Origin of the sequence: Vibrio mexicanus, from assembly GCF_001012815.1 — a bacterium.
GTDB lineage: Bacteria > Pseudomonadota > Gammaproteobacteria > Enterobacterales > Vibrionaceae > Vibrio > Vibrio mexicanus.
Genome location: NZ_JYJP01000102.1, coordinates 1 through 18,814 on the forward strand (window position 1 = coordinate 1; position 18,814 = coordinate 18,814).

An 18,814-nucleotide genomic window follows, 5' to 3' on the forward strand; every position below is an offset into this window, starting at 1 on the left:
AAGAGACAGGCTAATACTGGCTTTTGTTATTTATGACGTATTGTGGCTAGATCACGGCTTTCATTCGATAGAACCACGTACACAATGGATCTTGGTAACGCTGCATCTCTTGATACAGCTCGTCAATCAAGCGCGATTTGATATCGGCATAGTCTGGATTATCAATGTGATTGACCATTTCATCGGGATCTTGGGCGATGTGGTAAAGCTCACTTTTGCCACTGGCGTTGAAGACTAGTTTATGATCTTTGGTGCGCCACATGCGCTGCGGGAATGGTGTGAAATGCCCACTTTGCTGAGCCAGAATACCGTGTCGTGGCTCAAAAGGCAGACCGCGCAAAATAGGTAATAGAGAGGCACCATCAAAACTTTCTGGGATTTGGTTTTGCCCAATATCGGCAAAGGTTGCGGTGACATCATGCAGATAGACCAGCTCGTCACTGGTTGCGCCCTTTTTAGTACTGTGTGGATCTTTGACTACTAGCGGTACTTTATAGGTTTGATCAAACATGAACTCGCCTTTTTCGATCATGCGATGCGCGCCCATCGCATCACCATGATCGGCGGAAACTACCGTAAATAGGTCGTCATAAAGGTTGTTGTCTTTTAGAAAATCGATCAGTTTGCCAAGGGCATGGTCGATCAAAGTAATGTAGCCCCAGTATTTGCAGATGATCTGCTTCCAATCTTGTTCTGGCAAAGACCAGACGCCCCACATTTTGGCAATGTTGGTGTAGTGCTCAGGTTTACCCTCTAGCGGTTGATAGAAGCTCGCATCCAGCGTGACTTGTTCAGGTTTATACATGGAGTAGTAAGGCTCGGGGATGATACAAGGCGTATGTGGCCCCCAGAAGTTCATCCATAACGTAAAGCGTTGGTTATTTTCGATGCATTGCTGAATATGGGATATGGCTTCATCGACCAAAAAATAAGGTATAGAGGCTTCTGCTGGAGCCTCGAGTAATCCATAGAACTCTTGAATCTGTAGGTTAGGGTTATTGCCAAACGTAGTATCACTCACCTTAGGCAACGCAAAGCCTTTCTCTGTCAGCCAATCTAGGTAACGGTTGCCATTGAGCGGGTTGCTATCAAAAGCCAAACCTTGGTATACGCCGCTACCTGGGTAGGCGTAACCATCGAAGTTATGGCCAATATAACCGTACTCTCTAGGTAACCTCTTGTGGCCGATGTGCCACTTGCCAATATAGAGGTGCTGATGATCGGGAAGTGACGATATTAGATTGTCATCTTCAAGCGGCACATCGCACTTGTCCCCCTCTTTGTCTGAATTACACATCACCCCATGGTTGGATGGCATCTTTCCGGTGAACAGTGATGTTCGCGATGGTGTGCAGACCGATGAGGCGCAAAAAGCATTATCAAATCGCATTCCTTCATTCGCCAATGCATCCATGTTTGGTGTCTCGACCACTTTGTGACCGTAAGTGCCCAACATGTCTGCGCGGGTTTGATCCATCAAGAAAATAGCAAGGTTCATTTACTCTCCTAGTTATTTGAAATGATGTTTCAATTATATTGGTCAAGTAATTTTAAAAATGTGATTTGTGTGCTTGTGTGCGCATAAAAATGAAACGTAGTTTTGATCTGGATATCATAAATATAAAAAACCGTTTCAATAATTTAATTGTATGGGTTCTAATTCGCTCATTGACAGAGTTAACACTAAGTGGGCATAGCAATGGCTATCGATTTGAACCAATTGATAACGGGCGGTGTAGGTTTCGAGAATAGGGAAGATGTTATCTCTATTGTTGACTCGATCGCGCTAAAGCAACTGGCTCTGATGTATGGTCAGAATAAAGCTCTGGTTAACCGATATGGTGCAGCGCATTATGACCAAGGTACTACGAAAATTGAGCACATATGTCGATTGATGTGGGGCATTGTACCAATGGGTGCGGAAGGCGAGCAACATCACCAAGCCGTCCTAGGTCACATAGTAACGGGAACAACACCGTCAAGTTCTGATTATTGGCAAATGCCTAGCAACTATGATCAGCGAGTGGTCGAAATGTCCTCTATTGCGGTGGCAGTAGTTGAACAAGCCGAATTTTACTGGCTACCACTGACGGCCGTGCAAAAGGTCAATTTGGTCAATTGGTTATCCTCGGTCGCATCCCTTGAGATCCCAGCTAACAACTGGCGCTGGTTCCGAATTCTTATCTTGAGCGCGCTAAAGCAGCTTGAACAACCCATTAATGAACAGGTTTTAGCCAAAGACTTAGCGTTTGTTGACAGCCTGTATCTGAAAGATGGTTGGTATCAAGATGGTACAAACGGTGTGGTGGATTACTACAACCCCTTTGCGTTTCAGCTTTATGCATTGATGTACTGCCGATGGAACGCTTATCAAGGCGAACTATGCGCAAAATTTGTTTCTCGCGCGATTGAGTTTTCACACAGCTATCAAGCGTGGTTTGGCGACGATGGTAAGCAACTCGCCTATGGCCGCTCTTTAAACTACCGTTTTGCCGCGGCAGGGTTTTGGGCTGAGTTGGCAAGAGCAGACGACGATCGAATTGATGTTTCTGTGTGCCGTGATATCTGGACGCATACCCTGAACTGGTGGGCAAACCAAAGCATTTGGGACTCTCACGCTCAGCTATTGCCAGGCTTTGGCTACGCGAATCTGCTTAGTAGCGAATTCTATACCAGCTCAGTGTCGCCGATGTTGGCGTTAAAAGCGTTCAACGCGTTAAGCATGCCTGCAGATCATCCGTTCTGGCAGCATAAAGTGCAGCCTTTGAGCCAAGCTCTGAAGCCAGTTTGGATTGCCGATCGTCATCTGGTTTGGCGCAATGGTGGCAGCTATCTTATTACCAATTCCCCCGCATCTGCCGAGTTAAGAAACTGCTCAGATAAATACAATAAATGCGCCTACAGCTCCGATCATGGCTTGTGTGTCGAATCGGAAAGATGGATTGAACAAAGCTGGGTTGGCGACAACATCTTTGCCGTGAAACATCCGGAAACTCAGCAGTGGTTTGGCATCAACAAGGAGAGACGTGCTCAGCGAGTTGGCGATAGCTTGATTAGCCAATGGCAGCCATTTGCTGGTTGTCGTATCCAACTCACCCAAACGCTGACCGATGGGAAGGAAACCCGCGACTTCATTATTGAGTGCGAACATCCAGTTGAGTTTGTTCTGAGCGGCTATGCCGTGAATCAATGGACCGCTTGGTTTAGTCACTGTGAGCGTGATGAAGCGAGCGTTGAATCTTCCCAGCTCTATAGCCAGCTGCGCCTAGAGAAAGGCGAAGGCATTTGCTCGGTATACCCTTGCGCGCCGAATACCAATTTACTTTACCAACATGCCAGTGTGCCTGTGATACGGGGCGATCTTACTCAAGGTAAGAATCAAATCCGTGTTTTGGTCTCGGCAGGTCGGTTAACCCCTTCTGCCCCTGCGGCAACTAACTCTAATACCTCTAATAATTCACATCAGGGAGTGACTGATGAATACTAAAAAAACTTTTCCCCTACTTGGGAAAGTGGGTGTAGCAATTGCTGCAACACTTGCCTTCTCAGCTTCTGCCAATACTTACAGTGAAGCACCACAACTGGCTGAGCTGGTTAAACAAGGTCAACTGCCTTCTGTAGACCAACGTTTGCCAGAAAATCCGCTAGTTGTGGAGCCAATCGAGTCTATTGGTCAGTATGGTGGCGAGTTGCGTCTTTTAGGTCTGAAAAACGACCGTGGTCATCGTATGCGTATGCTGAAATACGACAACCTGTTCAATTTTAATCGTCACTACACGGGAATTGAGCCAAACCTAGCGACGGGTTACACGGTAAACGACGATCTTACCCAGTACACCATTAGCTTGCGTAAGGGCGTGAAGTGGTCTGATGGTCACGAGTTTACTGCCGAAGACATCAAGTTCTACCTTGATCTGGTTAACCGCGACGATTGGTCAGGCAACCGCCCTATGTTCGCACGTGCATCTGGCGATGCAGTGGGTACAGTGATCGACGCTAATACCATCAAGATCACACTGGCTAATCCAGATGGCATGTTCATTCGTAAACTGGCGAACACCGATGGTTCGAACATTGTGCAGTTCCCGAAACACTACTGTGAGCAGTACCTACCGGAAGTGAATGCAAAAGCGGTTGAGAATGCGAAAGCGGCAGGCTTTGATAGCTGGCAGCAATACTTCCAAACTAAGTGTCGTGCGATTTACTTCCAAGAGCACTACCAGAATGTAGACCGACCAACCGTTAACGCTTGGAAAGTGAAAGTGATTCCAGGCCCTGCGACTCAGTACGCAGTATGGGAACGTAACCCTTACTACTGGATGGTGGATACCGAAGGCAATCAGCTTCCATACCTAGACCAAGTGTACTTCTCGTACTCTGAAAACAAAGAAGAGATGGTGCTTCGTGCCTCTGCAGGTAAGACGGACTTCCAAACTCGTCATGTGGGTAAAGCGCAATACCGCCCAATGTTGATTGAGAACGAAACGAAAGGTGGTTACACCTACGCGACGCGTCCAAGCACTAGCATGAACGCGGTGATTCTTGGCTTGAACCAAACGCATAAAGATCCCGTGAAGCGAGAGTTGTTTGCTAATAAAGATTTCCGCGTTGCCCTTTCTCACGCGATTGACCGTGAAGGCATCAGCGAAACCGTGTATGCAGGTGTGGTTGACGGTTACCAAGCTGCGCCATCAGAAGGCAGTGCGTTCTATGATGAAGAATTTGCCACTCAGTACACTGAGTTCAACCCAGAAAAAGCAAACCAACTGCTGGATTCGGTTGGCTTGGCTCAGCGTGATGATGAGGGTTACCGCTTAGATAAAACGGGCGAGAGACTGCGCATTCAAGCGTTGTTTGATCAGCGTAAAGTGGGTGAAGCGACCGACATTCTTGAGCTAGTGAAGAACGACTGGAAAGAAGTGGGCATCTTCCTAGATATCCGTATCGTTGAAGCGTCGTTCTTACAAACTCAGCGTCTTGCAAATGAGTACGACCTACTGCCTGCATTAGGTGACGGTGGTATCGGTGTGCTGGATGTATTCCGTAGCTACGCACCACAGAACCCTGAATCTACTTGGGGTCTGGGTTACTACTACTGGATGACAGATGCAAACCACGCTAACGCGGTTGAGCCACCTGCGCACATTAAACGTCAGATTGAGCTTTACCGTGAGATGGGTAAAACCGCTTCTCAAGAAGAGCAGACCAAGCTGATGTCTCAGATCATCGAGATTGCAAAAGAGAACTTCTATGTGATTGGTACGGTCGCGTCTCTGGATGAAGGTGTCATCATCAAAAATGGCGTAAGAAATGCGGACACAGAAGTGCCGAATGCATACAGCATTGCTTCTCCTGGCCCGATGCGCACATCTCAAATTTGGAAAGAAACAAAATAACCCATTAAGGGTAAAGGCTCGGCGCAAGTCGAGCCTGTCTTTTAGCCATAAAAGACAAATGGAGCGTTTTTTAAAGTTTGCGAGTTCGCAAATGTAGGAAGATTTATGAGCAGTTTTTTTCTGTACATCGCACGTCGCTTAGTTGCTGTAATGACAACGCTGTTTGTCGTGTCGATTTTGGTATTCGTCGTTATTGATTTACCCCCTGGGGATTTTGCTTCCGCCAAGATTGGTGAAATGGCCGCTATGGGCCAAGAGGTCGACCCTGAACAGATCCTCGTGCTTCGAGAAATGTTTGGATTAGATAAACCCCTTCATGAACGCTATATCAGTTGGATGGGCGGTCTATTAACTGGTGACCTTGGGCTTTCTCTCGTCAACAACAAGCCCGTTTGGGACAACATACAGCCGACTTTAATGCCTACGATTCTTCTCGCGATGGCTGTACTTTTATTCAAGTTTCTACTGGCGATTCCTATTGGTGTCTATTCAGCACTTCGCCCGTATTCAATTGGTGACTACATTGCGACCATCTTTGGTTTCATTGGCATGGCAACGCCTAACTTCGTGATTGCCATTGTAGCGCTGCTGGTGGGTTATCACGCGTTCGATGTGATGCTGTCTGGGCTTTATTCGCCAGAGTACATCAGTGAGCCTATGTCTTTTGACAAGTTCATGAACGGTGTGAGCCGAAGCTGGCTCTACATCTTGGTGGCGGGTACGGCAGGCATGGCGGGCATCATCCGTATCATGCGCGCTAACTTGCTTGATGAGCTGTCTAAACCTTACGTGAAAACGGCGCGAGCAAAAGGCCAACGCGAATTTACTCTGTTGGTGAAATACCCAATTCGTGTGGCTTGTCTTCCTTTGGCTGCAACGATTGGCTGGCAGCTACCACTGTTGATCAGTGCTGATGTCATTGTGAGTCAGGTGTTAAACATCCCAACCATGGGACCAACTATGCTCAATGCACTGCGTAACCAAGACATGTACTTGGCTGGCGACATCCTACTGTTCATGTCCATGTTGACCATAATTGGCACCATGATTTCCGATTTAATTATGTATTGGGTAGACCCTCGCGTACGCGCTGGTTTGTAAGGCAAGGAGCTGACAATGACTACACAAACTTCTTCCGCTCCAGCGACAGGCTTATTATCGCGCCTGTTTGGACGCAAAAAGAAAGAGATCGATCTTGCTGAAGCAACCGCTTGGCAGTTAATCGGTATTAAACTGCGCCGCCATAAGCTGGCTTGGTACAGCATTTGGTTCTTGGTATTACTTTACTTTGTGGCGGCTTTTGCGGAGTTCTTTGCCCCGTTCGATCCAAGTGATAACTGGCGTCGTTACACCTATGCGCCACCTCAAGAAGTGAATCTGTTTGAGAAAACCGAAGATGGCTGGCAATGGGCTCCTCACTTGGTGGGTTACAAGGTGAAAACCGACAAGCGCACCTTAAAGCGCCATTACACTGAAAACCCAGAGAAAAAAGTCTACTTCTCGTTCTTCGGCAAAACCGAGAGCTACACGCTCGCGGGCTTTATTCCAATGCAGTACAAACTGTTGGTGCCGCACAACAAGCGCGACCCATTCTTTATTCTTGGTTCTGACCGTATGGGCCGCGACATGCTTTCCCGCCTGATTCATGGTGCAAGGATCTCGTTGTCAGTGGGCTTGATTGGTGTGTTCTGTACCTTGGTCATCGGTATCTTCATCGGGGGTATTTCTGGCTACTTTGGCGGCCACATTGATAACGTGATTCAACGTTTGATGGAGATAGTGAAATCCATTCCTACGCTTCCTTTATGGTTGGCATTAGGCGCGTCACTACCGAGTGACTGGAGCTCGCTGCAGCGCTACATGCTGATCACCATTATCCTTGGTCTTGTTGCTTGGCCAGACATGGCGCGTGTGGTGCGAAGCCGCTTTATGTCGCTGCGTAACGAAGAGTATGTCGCCGCTGCGTGGCTTGATGGCAATACGCCTTTTGAAATCATTCGCCGCTATATGGTACCTAACTTCCTCAGCCATATTATCGCGGTCGTGACGCTAGCGATTCCGGGTATGATTTTAGGTGAAACAGCGCTGAGCTTCCTTGGCTTAGGTCTGCAGCCTCCTATGGTGAGTTGGGGCGTTCTGCTGCAAGAAGCACAAAACATTCGAGCATTGGCTGAAGCCGTGTGGCTATTGATTCCAGCAGCAAGTGTGGTAATCGCGATATTGGCAATGAACTTTGTGGGTGATGGTCTGCGTGATGCTTGTGACCCATACCATGAGCAAGGTGCGAAGTAAGGAATGACAATGGCTGATAAAATTCTAGAAGTAAAATCTCTGAACGTGAGTTTCCCAACCACGATGGAAACTTTCCATGCAGTGAAAGATGTCTCCTTCGATTTATATCGCGGTGAAACCTTGTCGGTGATTGGCGAATCAGGATCGGGTAAGTCGGTGACGACCAGTGCAGTACTGCAACTGCTAGACAGACCAGGCCGCATCGACTCTGGTGAAATCATCTTCCATCACGATGGTTCAAAAGTGGACATTACCGACCTTGAACCTCGTAGTGAGTACATGCGTAACCTGCGCCGCTTCAACTTCTCATTGGTTTCTCAAGAGCCGATGGCCGCGCTTAGCCCGGTCCACACGGTGGGCGACCAAATCAAAGAGGTATTGTGCCTCGTTGAGCCGGGTATTACCAAGCAAGCGGCGCACGCTCGCGCCGTTGAGCTGCTTGAACAAGTGCAAATGCCAGAGCCAGAGAGCCTGATCAACAAGTATTCGTTCCAGCTATCGGGCGGTCAAAGACAGCGTGTGGTGATTGCGATGGCCATTGCCAGTAAGCCAGATGTGCTGATTGCCGATGAGCCGACAACGGCATTGGATGTGACCACTCAGGCGGAAATTCTCGATCTGTTTGCCAAGCTGCAAAAAGAGATTGGCATGGCGATCTTGTTCATCACCCACGACTTAGGGGTGGTGGCGCAAATCTCAGACCGTGTTGTGGTGATGGAAAAAGGCGTTGTGGTAGAGCAAGGCGATGTGAGGCAGATCTTTGAGGTGCCTGAGCACCCGTATACGGTCAAGTTGATGAACTCGACTCGCGCATTAGAAAAGCCGTCGTTGATTAAGAAAGCCTTCACCGACGAAAGACGTGAAAACAATACGCCACTACTGAAAGTCGATCATGTGACCAAGGTGTTCGAGAAGCCGACTAAGCTGTTCCAAAAGAAAGAGTTTATGACCGCCGTTGACGATGCCAATTTGGTGCTTCATGCCGGCGAATCTCTGGGTATTGTGGGTGAATCGGGCTCGGGTAAAAGTACCCTTGGCCGTGCCATTTTGGGCATGTCGCCGGCAACGTCGGGCAACATTCGTTACGTTGATGAGACCCAAGATGTGGATATTGAACTGGCGGACTACAAGCGCGTGAAACGCGACCCTCTGTTTGCGACTTGCGTTTGATCTTCCAAGACCCTTGGTCGTCGTTAAACCCAAGAATGACGGTAGCGGATATTATTGAAGAGCCACTGCGTTTACTGCGTACCGAACTTTCTGCCGAGCAGAGAAAAGAGCGAGTGAAAGACATGATGCGTCGTGTCGGGCTTCCTGCGCAGTTCGCTAGCCGATACCCGCATGCGTTCTCTGGCGGTCAGCGTCAACGTATTGTGATTGCCCGAGCACTTGTGACCATTCCAAAGCTGATCATCGCCGATGAAGCGACGGCGGCATTGGATGTGTCACTGCGTGCACAAGTCTTAGATCTTCTGATCGAATTCCAAAACGAGTTCGGCACTGCATTTGTGTTGATCACTCACGATATTGCCACGGTTAAGTATTTCTGTGACCGAGTGATTGTATTGCAACACGGCAAGATCATGGAGCAAGGCAGTGTAGAAGAGGTGATTCATAACCCGCAAGAGCCCTACACCCAGCGCCTTATTTCTGCGGTACCTGTTGCAGAGTTGCCACCGGAAGTCTCTTAGCACTCAGTCAAATCCATTTAGTCATGAGGCGAATGTACGCCCTCCATTGGGCCACTTAAGTGGCCCTTTGTTTTCTCAGGTACACCAAATCTACATGTAATTAATCTTCTTATATCAACCCAAAAGGTAAGTTATGAATTTCTGGAACAGGATGTCTATTGTAAAGCGCGTCAATGTCAGTTTCGTATTGCTGCTCGCTTTAATCATTTCCGTTGGTGGTTTAGGGCTTTATCAGAGCCAAAAGCAGGGCACTTACCTACATCAGTTCACAACGGAAACCAGCCCGAGAATGTTAGAAGTGAGCCGCATGATGGTGGTGTTGCTCAATCTCAAAGCTGAGCTTAATCAGTTGGTCCACCTTACGCTCAATGATGACATTCAGTCTCATCAGGATTTGGTGTTAGGGCATCATCAAAACTATGAGTCCATTGAAGGGCACTTGAAAACGCTGTCCCAAGATGACGCCACACTGCTGATTCTTGAATCCTTCTCAGGTGCGCCATTTTACAACGCCAGCGAAGGTTACGAGGCCTTAATCAAAATCTTACAAGCGGAAGTAGAGGTAAAAAAACAGCTCGGCCAGTTTGGCTTGAACAGTAAGAAGATTCAACGCGTCGCTTATGGCTTGGTCGGCTCAGACAATATGAATGCTGGTTTTATGGCAACGACACTTTCCAGCGGCGTTGATTCTTTGATTTTTAACACTGAAAAGGCATTGAGAACCAGTGATACTGAACAGATCAGTACCTTACTATCCAAAAACAGAAGCTTAGCTCGTCAGTTGGAGAAGAACAGCGTTGAGCTCGCCAAGGTTACGCGAAAGTACACCAAATCGGCGCAGAAACAGTTGGTAGGGCTAATTGAAGATGCCAGCGGTGATACGGGCATGGTGGCGGTACACCTAGCGGCAATGTCAGCGTATGGCCAACTAACGGAGCAAACCAACAGAGACATCGCCACCATAGACTCTCAAATTCAAGCCTTAATACAGCTAAGTGAGACGGCGCAAAGTCAGTCTCAAGAGTTCTTACACTATGTGGCAGAGGATCAGCAGCTTAGCCGCAATCAAACATTGGCCATTATTGTCGGTGGGTTGATCATGACTATTTTCATTGCTACATCGATCAGTCGTCAGGTCCGTTCTCCGCTATATCGACTGCTAGATGTGTTGAAGGACTTGTCTCACGGCCAGCTTACTCAGAAGCTCAACTTTAAACAGAGTGACGAATTTGGTCAGATAGGTCGAGATTTGGATCAGGGGATTCGCCAACTCAAAGAGATGCTGTCGAGCTTTGAAAATGCGTCCACCCAGCTAGATACGCTGGCAAGCGACAATCAATCAACGGCCTTAGATACTCGCTCAAAACTGTCGCAGCAATATGCAGAGACGGAAAACGTCGCCAGTGCCATGCACGAAATGGAACTCTCCATTAGTGAAGTGGCCAACTCCGCCACCATGAGCAGCGATCAACTCAAGGAAGCCGAACAATCCGCCACGGCAAGTAAAGGTTTGATGGTGAAGAACCAAGTGCAGAGTGAAAGCTTATCGGCCTCCTTGGATGAGTGCACGAGCGTGATTCATAAGCTAAGCGAAGATTGCCGAGATATCGGAAAAATCATCGAAGTCATTGAAGAGATAGCAGAACAAACCAATCTTTTGGCGCTTAATGCAGCTATCGAGTCTGCCCGCGCAGGGGCGCATGGACGTGGCTTTGCGGTTGTGGCCGATGAAGTGAGAAACCTAGCCTCGCGCACTGCACAATCGACCAACACGATTCAATTGATGATTAAGAATCTGAGGGAGTCGGCTCAGCAGGCAGTTCAACTTGTGCACGATTGCGACCTTGGCATGAAAGAATCGCTGCTCGTGTCGGAAGAGGCGCAGCGCAGTGTGGCGGCAATTCAATCTATGATTGAGTCTTTGAGCGCCCAAAGTGCGCAGATTGCGGTGGCTGCTCAGCAGCAAAAAGAGGTCAGTGGTGCTATCTCGCAAAGCATCACTGAAATTGCGATGGGTGCCAAATCTTCGCTGGATAACGCCAATACGGTGACCTGTAACTCGGATAAACTTTCTCATTTATCCTCTCAGCAGAAACAGATTTTGCTTGCCTATCGCTGGTAAGTTTTCTGGGTGAATGTAACTAAGTATGTCTGCCAGCCCTTGGAGTGTGGCAGATTAGGCTGAAAATATCACAATGCATAATTGATATTATGCTGTATTATTTGTGAGAAACAGTAACCAATTTAATAGGTTAAAGGGGGAGTTTCACTATTAATGCACGGCATCTCAAAAAAAAGCACGAATCCCCTTTTTTTTACTAGAACAATTTTTTAAATTAAGTGGAATAACTCGGTACGCGTTTGGGTGACGTTATCATCATCCTACTAAAGGCACACAGCATCTTGTTTGAGGCCTATTGGCAACGCCAATACCGTTAGACAGGCGGAAATAAAAGGAAAAGCAATGTCGAATGATAAGCAGCCTGAATCGGTCTCATCAGTATTAAAAACTTTTGGAATCCTACAGGCTTTAAGTAAGCAGAAAGATATTGGTATCAGTGATTTGGCACAAACGTTAATGATGTCAAAGAGCACTGTGTACCGTTTTCTTCAAACCATGAAAACGTTAGGTTACGTGGCTCAAGAAGGGGAGAGTGAGAACTACTCGCTAACGCTAAAACTGTTTGAATTGGGTTCAACTGCTCTTGAGTATGTGGATCTGGTGGATCTCGCAGATATCGAAATGCGTAAGATTTCGGATGTGACAATGGAAGCATTGCACTTGGGCGCGCTGGATGGTGAAAGCATTATCTACATCCACAAAATTGATTCTAAGTACAATCTACGCATGCAGTCTCGTGTTGGCCGTCGTAACCCTCTTTATTCAACGGCTATCGGTAAAGTTCTGCTAGCAGACAGAGAAGAGAGCGAAGTGCGTGAGATTCTGGCAGACGTAGAGTTCTTGAAATCGACAGATCGTACTCACGAGAACATCGACTCTTTGATTGATGAGCTGCAAAGCGTAAAAGAATCAGGCTACGGTGAAGACAACGAAGAGCAAGAAGTTGGCCTGCGTTGCCTAGCGGTGCCTGTATATGACCGCTTCCAGCGCGTGATTGCGGGTATGAGCGTTTCTCTGCCAACGATTCGCTTTACTGAAGAGAAGAAAGCAGATTACATCAAAGAACTACAAATCTCGGCAGCTCGTATTTCTGAAAAGTTAGGCTGCAAAGAGTACCCTTATAAGTAAGCGCTAGTTCGTTATAAAAGATTCGTTCTTGTATAAAAGCGCGGTTGTCGATCTTGGGTTGGCAACCGCGTTTGTATTTTCAGAGCCTTCCGAAAGAGCCAGTCTTCTATTGTTGAAGTTTGCGGTTCAGGTTTACGGTTCGGGTTTACAATACTTTTGCCTTCACGGCATAATGCCACGCAGAATTGGACGACGATGGATTAAATTGAAACTGCGATGTTTATTGTTTACAGACTGCTTAAGCTAGCGATTATCTGCGCTATTTTCTTTACCATTTATGATTTCGTCGCGTTTGGTGAACTGGTATGGGTCGATAGGTTATTGGCTCAGTTCTAATCTTTGAAAGACGCATTTAAAAAGCCCTCTCTATCTTTTTTAAATAGTAAGGGTGAGGGCTTTTAGTGACTTGCTATCCAAAAGTGCAGCTCTTAATCACAGCCTAGGGTTAATTAAGAGTAAGGACTAGTTTGCCAACATGAGCTTTTAAAACTGATATAGAGGGCTGAGCAGTTATCTAAACTTCTGTTTTATCAACTTTTCAACTGCTAAATACCGTTTTGGTAGGTCGTGATTGTTTTTTTGTGCCAAGTAAAACTGTTCGGTGACGACTTTTTTCGGCTGGTGGATGTGCAGCTCTTCTCGTCGACTAAATGCCTCAACTGCGCTGTAAGGCAGTACCGTAAACCCAATCCCCAAGGAAACAGGCAGCAAGATCTGGTTGAGCTGATTGATGTAACTGGACGTTTTCAACCGCTCTAAATCGATACTTTGGAGTGCTTCGTCACCGCATTGGGTCAGGAACATAGTGAGGTAGTGTCTGGCGTCTGGGTGGGAAACCAAACCAATAGAGTGAAGCAGTTCAGAGGTGATCGGCACATTGGCGTATTGTTTGTTCATGGCTAGACACAAAGGTTCGTGGCCTAAAGCCTGATAGCGCACAGACGGGTTGTTGACCTTGTCTGTCACTACGCCTAAATCTATGTTGCCATTCACCACATTTTCTAGGATCAGTCGATTCGGCCCGGCTTCTAAACTAAAGCTTAAGTCTGGGTGTTGCTGTTGGTATTGCAGCATTTGCGGATAAAGCCAAAGGGCGAAAGAGCCAGAACAAGCGAGTTTGCAGTGGCCTGAAAATTCTAAATCATGACCTAATTGCTCAATGAGCTTTTGTTCGTTACGCGCTTGTTCAATCGCATAGTGATAAACCTGTTTGCCCTGCTCCGTCAGTTCAAAGTTCTTGTTAATGCGCTTTATTAACGCGTAGCCACAAGCCTGCTCAAGCTTTTTGACGTGTTGGCTGACGCCCGGTTGAGTCATGTAAAGCTTTTCGGCCGTTTGGGTAAAGTGGCCAACTTCCACCAAAGTTTTGAAGGTATTGAGCCATTGAGGGTTTAGCATGATGGTCACTCGATAGAGATAAGCAATCTTTATGATAATGGTAGAACTTAATAACTGCTAGTTTGTTTAATGGCCGAATAGAGGGATATTGTTGAGTTTGTAGAAACAAAAAAACTCCCCAAGCGGGGAGCTTTGAATAATAAGTGGTGTAGAAATTACACTGTAAATCGGCCAACTTGGTTGTAAAGCTCGTTGGCTCGAGCATTAAGTTGTTGGCTACCTTCACGGTTTTGATTCGCCAGCTCTGCCGATTTCGAGCTTTGGTCAGAAATAACTACGATGCGTTGAGAGATTTCTTGCCCCACTAGGCTTTGCTCTTCGGTTGCGGTGGCAATTAGTGAGTTCATATCCATAATAGTGCCGATGGAATGCTGGATTTTCACCAGTGCTTCTGCGGCTGCATTGGCCTCTTCTACCGTACTTGCACCGCGCGCTTGGCTTGAATCCATCGCTTTCACAGCAGCATCTGAAGCGGCCTTTAGTTTCTCGATCATGTCGTGAATTTCGCCGGTACTGTCTTGAGTTCGGCTCGCCAGTTTACGAACTTCATCGGCTACCACAGCAAAGCCTCGACCTTGTTCACCGGCACGCGCCGCCTCAATCGCAGCGTTTAGCGCTAGCAAATTGGTTTGCTCGGCGATGTCTTGAATCACTTCAAGAGAAGATGAAATGTTCTGTACGTCAGTCTCTAGGTGAGAGATAACTTCATTCGCTTGTGAAACTTCTTCTGCCAGTGATTGAACAGACTGAGCTGCAGTGCTAACGATCTGCTGCGCTTCTTGAGCATTGTCATCGGCTTCTTTCGCCGATTGGGCCGCTTGGTTTGCATTGTTCGAAATCTCAGACGCGGTGGTCGTCATCTCTGTCATAGCAGTGGCCACTTGTTCAGTTTCTTCACGTTGACCTGAAGCCAACTCGTCGACTTGCGATGCACGCTCCGACATAGAGTTAGTCTCGTCAACAACTTGATGACCCACATTACTGACGTTGCGAATAATGGTTTGCAAGCTTTCAACAAAGGCGTTGAAGTTTCGGCTTAACTCTGCAAACTCAGGGGCTTTAAACGATTCCATGCGAGCCGTGAGGTCAGCATCACCCGTTGCGAAAGAACGAATGGAGTCGTCGAACAGTTCAATTGGCTTCATGATGGTACGGTTCACAAACACGGTGAATACGGCCACGATTGCCGCAATGACCAATGTGAACATTACGATCGCAGTAATGGTTGCTTGAAGCGCTTCTACACCAGATGCTTGCATTTCTTCAATTACGGCATCAATGTCATCGGTGTAAAATCCGGTCCCGATCATCAGATCCCATTCAGGAATGAATACTGAATAACTCAGCTTAGGCAGGGCGACGGTGCCTCCGAGTTTAGGGAAATAGTAAGTGGTGAAGTCGCCAGTTTTGGCGTTCTTGATCAAGTCCTGAATAAGGTAATTACCTTGCTTGTCCTGTAGGTTGAAGAAGTTTTCTCCTAGCCCTTTGTCGGTATTGCCTTGCAGCCTACGTACACCCTTCGAGTCATAGCCAAAGATGTAACCTGTTTCACCATACTCAAGCATGCTCAGTGTCGGTAAAGCATCTTCCAGTGTGGCGCCTTGTTCAAGGAAAGGTTGAATCGATGAGCGAGCCATTTGAATGTAGTTTTTCAGCTCCGCTTTTTTCATGTTCATCATGTTTTCGCGAGCAAGTTCAATTTCGTGCTGGTTGAGCTGTGTGGTTTTTACATAGGTAAAGCCCAACGTACCCAAAGAGATGAGCAGTAGCGGAACCAAAGAGAGGATATACAAGCGCGATTTTATAGTTAAATTCATAGTGCACTTCCTGTTGATTGTGTCTGATTTATCGTTGTTATTGGTATAAGGTTAGTCAGGGGATTGGCTTCCCTCCATTCATCTGAAATAAACAGTGATAAATGGTGAGCTAGCACTAGGTGACTAATTTGATATCAACTAAGGTTCTAGAATTATCAATCGCGAAATGCAAGTGCTTGAACTTAAGTGTGATATATCAATCTTATAAATGTGAAAGTTCTCGATAGTACTTTCATTTCATTACATTTTTTATGCAGTCTTGCTAAAAGTTTTCTGCGATGAATGAAATGCTTTTTAGTATGGATTGACGCATGAGAAACCCAACGATTAGATTTGCGTCTCAGCGATTGGGAATGTGGTTGAGAAGCTCCCCAAGAAGCGGTGGAGTTCACTCATGAAAGTGATTCTTGGGGAGCGTGTTTTTATTAGTAGTCGCTGAGCTCGTCTACAATTATCGCATCTTCGAGATCTTGTCGGTCTAGCTCTTCTTCAATGTCATCAACAATGATGTCGGTTTCAAGGTCCTCTAGATCACGTTGACATCTTTCGGATCGAGCAGCCCCTTCGACAAGGCCGTCAATAGCGCCAAGCGCCGCTCCTGCTACCGCGCCTTTTTGTGCTCCGTTTGCGCCGTCAGCTATGGCGCCTATGCCAGTGCCCACCGCGGCGCCAACGACGGCCCCTCTGCTAGGTCACTTGCGGTGTCATCGCAATAATCCGAATAATCGGCCATTACGCTCGTTGATAGAATGAGAGCGCAAAGTGGTAATGTTTTTAATAATTTCATGAGTATCTTCTTCGATCTAAAACAAACGCCTTCAAGATAGGGGATGCGTTTTTGAAACCCAAATGATGTTCTATCGGCACTTTGAATAGGTGGCCAAATCCAGAATTTACTTGGTAGAAGCAAGAACTCTCTGAGTTAACTATTCAATTAGCGGATAGATCCTAATTCTGATTAAGGTGCACAAACCACTAGGATTCCGCCCATTGAGTGACTTATTAGGGCAACCCCATGCGTAAAATTATTCCTGTTTTTGTTGTATCACTTCCACTGCTTCTTCAAGGCTGCGATTCCTCGTTTAATGATTCAGAGGCGTCGTCATTGCTAGAAGTCACAACTCAAAAGCTCGAAGCCCAAGATACCTATCCCCATGCCTATTATTTCGGAAAGATTGAAGCTTTGGATTCAGTCGATATTACGTCTCAAGTTGAGGGTTATATTGCTCATCGAACCTTTCAAGAAGGTGGACAGGTGAAAAAGGGCGACTTGCTGTATGTTATCGACGCTGCGCCTTATCAAGCGGAAGTAGTGCGTTTGACTGCGCACAAGGCTCACTTAGTCGCACAGCACAACCTAAAAACCAAGGAACTTGGCGCCATAGATGCGGAACAAGAAGAGCCGGACGCGCGTAAAAAGTTAGTGATGGATAGATTGCAGGCGCAAGTGCAGGCGATCGGTGCACAAATCAAGTTGGCTGAGGCGGAATTGATTAAGGCGAAGATGCGTTTATCGCATACCAAAATCTACGCACCATTCTCAGGTCGAATTGGTTCGAGTAATGTTAGCGTGGGGGAGTTTGTCTCGTTTAATGGCCGCACATTAACCCATCTAAATCGTAATCAATCTATGTACGCAACGATTGATGTGCCGGAAAGACAGTTCTTAAATGAATGGCAACAGATGTTGGATGCACAGAATCCGCCTGAGATCTCCCTAGAGTTTGCAAATGGTTCGCGCTATCACCATCCGGGTATCGTCACTTTTATCGACAATAAGGTAGATAACCACACGGGCAATATCCAGGTTCGTGTCCAGTTTAACAACCCTGATCACGAACTGATTCCCGGGCAATCGGTGATTTTGCATGTTTTGGGTCAGAAGCCAAAGTCCAAACTCTTATTGCCCGATGCAGCTCTACAAACAGATGAAAATGGTGACTATGTATTGACCGTTGATGATAAACATCAAGTGCAAACCCACTATGTTGAAGTGGGGACAAGAGTGGACGACCACTGGGAGGTAACGTCTGGTTTATCTGATGGTGAACACGTGATTGTGGAGGGATACCAAGACGCGAAGCCTGGTAGTTTAGTGAGTAGCGTTGAAGAGTGAAGTTAATTCGAATAGAGAATTTGGAATGCACCTTGTTCGCTCAAAAATTATTCTACTACCTTGAGAGTGATTCTATGTCATTCATTTTGAAACGAGTCATCATTGAGTTAAGCGTTAGATTAAAACTGACTATCTATTAATCTTTCATATAGGAACTAATTAAAAGTATCTGAAAGTAAGGACTATAGTGTCGGCATTCAATAATTAAACCCATTTATAGGTTCACCATGAAAGTTAAAAAAAACGCCCTTAGATCGCTTAGCATCATGATGTTAATTGGTATGAGCTGCTTGTCTAGTGGAGTCGCTGTGGCAAACACACACTCCTCAACAGCCTATGCGACACAAACAGAGCAATACGCAATGGTAAGTGCGGTTGGTAAGCTATTGTCTTTAACAAAATGGAAAGTAGAAGTTGATTTTGGGCAAGCGTTAAAGCTAGGCATAAAAAACCAAGACTTATTGAGAGATGATGACGGCAAAGTGATCAGTTTTAACTCTCCAATCGATGCTGTTAACTTTCTAAACTCAAAAGGATGGGTGCTCGTGTCTGCAAGTACAGGAGGAGATCAGTTTATGGCTGTAATGAAACGAAAGATAGAAGAGCAGGAATAGTTTATGGGCGATATATTTGAAATGATCTTAGATTTCTTCCTTCTTATCTTGGATTTATTAGGCCTAATTGACCTTCTGAGTTAAGCGATTTCAATATCCGCAATAAAAAGCCAACCTTGTGTTGGCTTTTTTGGGTCCTCTCTTTGACTGCCGTGAAGTGACAAAGTTATGTTCTGGTGTTGTCGAAGTCGTTGAAGGAAGAATTAAAACCTCTAAACCTATTCGATTTATATATGGAAA

13 protein-coding genes and 1 pseudogene are annotated in these 18,814 nt (G+C 46.4%); 9 read left to right on the forward strand and 5 right to left on the reverse strand.

The genetic code is table 11. The annotated features are described in order from the left end of the window. Window positions 1–46: 46 nt before the first annotated feature. Complete coding sequence (locus UA76_RS14915) at window positions 47–1,498, reverse strand: sulfatase family protein (RefSeq protein ID WP_047047704.1); 1,452 nt, start codon at window positions 1,496–1,498, stop codon at window positions 47–49. Between the two features lie 201 nt (window positions 1,499–1,699). Here UA76_RS14915 and UA76_RS14920 point away from each other — a divergent pair, with 201 nt between their 5' ends. The 7 genes and pseudogenes from UA76_RS14920 (at window position 1,700) to kdgR (ending at window position 12,629) form a co-directional block, all read left to right on the forward strand. After that, the gene (locus tag UA76_RS14920; protein WP_075202584.1) at window positions 1,700–3,487 is read left to right on the forward strand and encodes a DUF2264 domain-containing protein; all 1,788 of its coding nucleotides are present in this window, start codon (window positions 1,700–1,702) and stop codon (window positions 3,485–3,487) included. Then, window positions 3,477–5,396: an ABC transporter substrate-binding protein gene (locus tag UA76_RS14925; protein WP_047047707.1), complete on the forward strand. Its 1,920-nt coding sequence runs from the start codon at window positions 3,477–3,479 to the stop codon at window positions 5,394–5,396. Before UA76_RS14920 ends, UA76_RS14925 begins: the two co-directional genes overlap by 11 nt. Window positions 5,397–5,501: 105 nt before the next feature. Next, entirely contained in the window at window positions 5,502–6,497 is a 996-nt protein-coding gene (locus UA76_RS14930) for an ABC transporter permease (RefSeq protein ID WP_047047710.1), read from the forward strand. 15 nt (window positions 6,498–6,512) lie between these two features. Then, window positions 6,513–7,688 (forward strand): ABC transporter permease, encoded by a 1,176-nt coding sequence (locus UA76_RS14935; RefSeq protein ID WP_047047714.1) that lies wholly within the window; start codon window positions 6,513–6,515, stop codon window positions 7,686–7,688. A gap of 9 nt (window positions 7,689–7,697) precedes the next feature. Continuing rightward, a pseudogene (locus UA76_RS25235) lies at window positions 7,698–9,379 on the forward strand (dipeptide ABC transporter ATP-binding protein). Window positions 9,380–9,530: 151 nt separating this feature from the next. Further along, window positions 9,531–11,501, forward strand: a complete 1,971-nt coding sequence (locus UA76_RS14945) for a methyl-accepting chemotaxis protein (protein WP_047047717.1) — start codon at window positions 9,531–9,533, stop codon at window positions 11,499–11,501. Window positions 11,502–11,843: 342 nt separating this feature from the next. Further along, entirely contained in the window at window positions 11,844–12,629 is a 786-nt protein-coding gene (kdgR, locus tag UA76_RS14950) for a DNA-binding transcriptional regulator KdgR (protein ID WP_047047720.1), read from the forward strand. A gap of 510 nt (window positions 12,630–13,139) precedes the next feature. On the opposite strand, the gene UA76_RS14960 is transcribed toward kdgR, so the two are convergent. The 4 genes from UA76_RS14960 to UA76_RS23880 all read right to left on the reverse strand — a co-directional run bounded on the left by UA76_RS14960 (window position 13,140) and on the right by UA76_RS23880 (window position 16,631). Beyond that, window positions 13,140–14,027: a LysR family transcriptional regulator gene (locus tag UA76_RS14960; RefSeq protein ID WP_047047726.1), complete on the reverse strand. Its 888-nt coding sequence runs from the start codon at window positions 14,025–14,027 to the stop codon at window positions 13,140–13,142. A 155-nt stretch (window positions 14,028–14,182) separates the two neighbouring features. Further along, the gene (locus UA76_RS14965; protein ID WP_047047729.1) at window positions 14,183–15,844 is read right to left on the reverse strand and encodes a methyl-accepting chemotaxis protein; all 1,662 of its coding nucleotides are present in this window, start codon (window positions 15,842–15,844) and stop codon (window positions 14,183–14,185) included. 425 nt (window positions 15,845–16,269) lie between these two features. Beyond that, entirely contained in the window at window positions 16,270–16,506 is a 237-nt protein-coding gene (locus UA76_RS14970; protein WP_047047732.1) for a hypothetical protein, read from the reverse strand. After that, window positions 16,491–16,631 carry a hypothetical protein gene (locus tag UA76_RS23880; RefSeq protein ID WP_162198953.1) on the reverse strand — a complete coding sequence of 47 codons (141 nt, stop codon included), beginning with the start codon at window positions 16,629–16,631 and terminating at the stop codon, window positions 16,491–16,493. Before UA76_RS23880 ends, UA76_RS14970 begins: the two co-directional genes overlap by 16 nt. A gap of 228 nt (window positions 16,632–16,859) precedes the next feature. Between UA76_RS23880 and UA76_RS14975 the strand changes: the two genes are divergently transcribed. Together UA76_RS14975 and UA76_RS14980 are read left to right on the forward strand one after the other, a co-directional pair. Beyond that, window positions 16,860–17,960 carry an efflux RND transporter periplasmic adaptor subunit gene (locus UA76_RS14975; RefSeq protein ID WP_047047736.1) on the forward strand — a complete coding sequence of 367 codons (1,101 nt, stop codon included), beginning with the start codon at window positions 16,860–16,862 and terminating at the stop codon, window positions 17,958–17,960. 227 nt (window positions 17,961–18,187) lie between these two features. Next, window positions 18,188–18,574, forward strand: a complete 387-nt coding sequence (locus tag UA76_RS14980; RefSeq protein WP_047047738.1) for a hypothetical protein — start codon at window positions 18,188–18,190, stop codon at window positions 18,572–18,574. The last annotated feature ends 240 nt before the right edge of the window (window positions 18,575–18,814 follow it).